Source organism: Romboutsia sp., assembly GCF_051659545.1.
In the GTDB taxonomy this organism is placed as follows: domain Bacteria; phylum Bacillota; class Clostridia; order Peptostreptococcales; family Peptostreptococcaceae; genus JBOFOR01.
The window spans coordinates 1-2514 of the sequence record NZ_JBOFOR010000150.1 but is presented as its reverse complement, the minus strand read 5'-3'; the positions used below and the strand labels follow the sequence as shown (position 1 = coordinate 2514).

Here is a 2514-nt window from a genome sequence, read left to right as displayed (position 1 = left end):
CTAAAGTAAAAGTTAATACTTTGTATTGCTACAGATGTAGCAACTAAAATTTATCAGGAGCCGTATGCGAGGCCCGCACGTACGGTTCTGTGAGAGGTCTGAACTCGGGATTAATTACCCCGAGTTTTTCCTACTCGATATATGCATAAAATTTTAAAATGCATAAATCTGTTATAATATATAATAAATAGTGTCACAGGAGGACTAAAATTATGACTAATAAAATAGCTAGAAATCTTGCTATAATCATTGCAACCTTGGCAATATTTTTTTATTGGCAAAACAATGACATCACTGTTACAAACATAGATTTTGAAAATACTAAAATCCCGAATAACTTTAATGGATATAAAATACTTCAAGTATCAGATCTTCATAATAAAAAGTTTGGAAAAAATCAAAAGAAGCTTGTACAACTTACAAAGGAAATAAATCCAGATATAATAGTTATTACAGGTGATATTGTAGATAGTAGAAGAACTAACGTTGATGTTGCACTACAATACATCAATCAAGCTGTAAAAATAGCTCCAACTTATTATGTTCAAGGAAATCATGAAAGTAGAATTGAAGAATATACAAAACTAGAAGAAGGGTTACTTAAAGCTGGAGTTAAAATCTTAGATAACAAAAACGAAGAAATAAATATAGATAATCAAAAGATAAACCTAATTGGAATGGAAGATTTAACTTTAGTAAAATCAGATACTAAAAGAAAAACTTTTGAAGAAATACTAAAGACACTTAAAAGTGAAAGTGTTAGTGATTTAAATATATTATTATCTCATAGACCAGAGTTACTATACATATATGCAAGGCAAGGAATAGACTTAGTTTTTGCAGGTCATGCTCATGGAGGACAAATAAGGTTACCTTTTACTGATGGATTGTTTGCACCAGGTCAAGGAATTCTTCCAAAGAGCACAAGTGGAGTACATAAAGACAAAAATACAGAGATGGTAGTAAGTAGAGGATTAGGGAATAGTTTATTTCCATTTAGAGTATTTAATAGACCTGAATTAGTAGTTACAACATTAAAAGTAAATAGCTAAAATAAGTGATATAAAAATATTGTAGCTATAAGTTATTTATGCTACCCTAAAGTTATAACACTTAATTTGAATAGAAATTGCGATTGTTATGAGGGGGATGCAATGAAATTTGAAGACTTCAATGAAGAAGTAGAAAAACTAAAAAATGATGATGAATATATAAAAATTTTATGCCATAAAATAAGTTTTATGAATCCTAAAAAAGAAAAAGAAATATGTGAAAAATTAATGGATTTTGCTAGGCTTAATAACTTGGAAAGTATCTATCCTTGGGTATTGATTAATCTTGGATGGGCTAACTTAAATTTAGGGAATGTAATAATAGCTGAAAAAATGCATATAAAAGCCTATGCAATTTTCAAAAAAACTAACAATATACAAGGACTTTTAAGTGTAATAAATGCATTACTAGTAGATTATTACTCAATGGAAGCTTTTGATAAAGCTATTGAGTATGGAGTAGAAGGATTAGAATTAGCAGAAAAAGAAAAAAACTATGAAAGATCAAGTGCTATTATTGGAAATATGGCAGCTATATATGTAGATATAGAAGAATATGAAAAAGCTAAAATATTATTAAATCAAATAGAAAAGCTACCATATATAAGTAATAGAGATAATGAAATAAATAATTATATAAATTTTGCTGTAACTGAATGTAAAACTAACAATTTAGACAAAGCTATGGAGTATATACAAAAAGCTTATGAAACAGGCAAAATATATGAACCAAACTTACTACCAAGAATTTTAAAGGAAATGGGAATGATTTGTGCAATAAAAGGTATGTATGAAATAGCAGAAGATAAATTTATAGAAAGTATAAATATTGCTAGAGAAAGAGAATGTAACAGATACGGCAAGGATATTTTACTTTATTGGGCGGAATTAGATTTAATGAGAGGAAGATATGAAAATGCTATTCTAAAATTAAAAGAAGCAGAAAGTAAAATTGAAAAATTAGGATTAAAATTAACTTTAAATAAAATATATCTTTGCTTAAGTAAAGCTTATGGAGGTTTAGACGATTATAAAGAAGCGTATCTTTATCTACGTAAGCGAAATGAGCTAGAAAAAGAAATTAATAAAATAAAAAATGGTGCAAATATGAAAAGTCTAGACAGTAAAAAAGAGCAACAAGAAATTAATAACTACAAGTTATTATATAAACAAACTGAAGCTTTGTATGGAGTTGGTCAAAGAATAACATCCAATTTAGACAAAGAAAATGTATTTAATATAATAACAAAAGAAATAGAAGGTTTAATAGAATGTAATGCAGTTGAAATTGCTGTTTATAAAAAAGAAGACATATATGAATATCAATTATGCATGAGAAATGGGAAAAAATCATTGTTAAATTCCACAGAAATACATAAGGATAGTTTTATGGGATATTGTATATATAACAATCAAGATATACTTATACACGATTTTTATAATGAATATAATCAATATATAG

The 2514-nt window shown here is 27.1% G+C and carries 2 protein-coding genes; both read left to right on the top strand.

What is annotated here, in order from left to right:
• Positions 1 to 212 precede the first annotated feature (212 nt).
• Positions 213 to 1052, top strand: a complete 840-nt coding sequence (locus ACRC03_RS08380) for a metallophosphoesterase (protein ID WP_438652111.1) — start codon at positions 213 to 215, stop codon at positions 1050 to 1052.
• A 102-nt stretch (positions 1053 to 1154) separates the two neighbouring features.
• Positions 1155 to 2514, top strand: a 1360-nt coding sequence (locus ACRC03_RS08375; protein WP_438652110.1) for a tetratricopeptide repeat protein, incomplete at its 3' end; no start/stop codon positions are given.